Source organism: Burkholderia sp. LMG 13014, from assembly GCF_905232215.1.
Lineage (GTDB): Bacteria > Pseudomonadota > Gammaproteobacteria > Burkholderiales > Burkholderiaceae > Burkholderia.
In genome coordinates, this window is the sequence record NZ_CAJNKE010001059.1 from 1 (window position 1) to 1,049 (window position 1,049).

Consider the following 1,049-nt stretch of genomic DNA (forward strand, 5'->3'; position numbering starts at 1 on the left):
TGCGGGCCGTACCGGGTGCGCCGGATCCGGCGCCTGGGCAGAGCACGCACTGCCGGCACGCGGCACGCCCGCGAGCATCACGTCTGGATCGACGAGCGGCTCGATCGAGGCCAGTCCGGCCAGCAGCGAGGAATGTCGAGTCATCGTGAGCGTCCTTCAGTCGTTCGTTCGGATGGGAACCGCGGCACGCTGCGCGCATGACGATCGGTCACCGCGGTGCGCCGCCTCGGCGTCAGCCGTACCGCGAGCAGATCGGCGACGAGATTGATCGCGACGACCGCGGTCGCGATCAGCAGCACGAGCGCCTGGATCACCGGCACGTCGCGCACGTTGATCGCCGCGTTCAGCGCGGTGCCGAGGCCCGGATACGTGAACACGACCTCGACGACGAGCGAGCCGCCCGCGAGCACGCCGAACGTCAGCGCGACACCGTGAATCATCGGCAGCAGCGCGTTCGGCAGCGCATGCCGCCACAGAATCCGCCGCTCGGGAATGCCGCGCAGTCGTGCGGCGGCCACATAGTCGGAATCGAGCGCGTCGATCGTCGCGCCGCGCACGAGCCTGACGAGATACGGCGCGCTCGCGATCGCGAGCGTCGCCACCGGCAGCACGAGGTAGTCGAGCTGCGCGAGCCGCGCATGCGCCGGATCGAGCAGCGACACGGCCGGCAGCCACTGGAATACGGTCGTCGCGAACAGCATCACGAGGACGATGCCGATCGCGAACTCCGGCGTCGCCTTGACCAGCACCAGCGCGGGCAACGCAACGCGATCGGCGAGCGAGTCGCGCTTGACCGCGAGTGCCGTGCCCGCGACGAGTGCGAACGGAATCACGACGAGCGCGGTCAGCGCGAGCAGCAGCAGCGAATTGCCGAGCCGCTCGCCGACCAGGCGCGCGACCGGCACGCCGGAATCGAGCGACACGCCGAAACGGCCGTGCGTGGCGGCTGCGAGCCACGACAGGTACTGGTCCGCAAGCGGCCGGTCGAGCCCGAGCTGCGCGCGCAACGTGCGCACCGACGATTCGGGCGCGTCCGGCCCGAGCACCGC

1 protein-coding gene is annotated in these 1,049 nt (G+C 70.7%); it reads right to left on the minus strand.

Annotated features, from left to right (window positions below; translation table 11 throughout):
* Nucleotides 1-140: 140 nt before the first annotated feature.
* Nucleotides 141-1,049, minus strand: a 909-nt coding sequence (locus tag JYJ84_RS37365) for an ABC transporter permease (RefSeq protein ID WP_205190364.1), incomplete at its 5' end; no start/stop codon positions are given.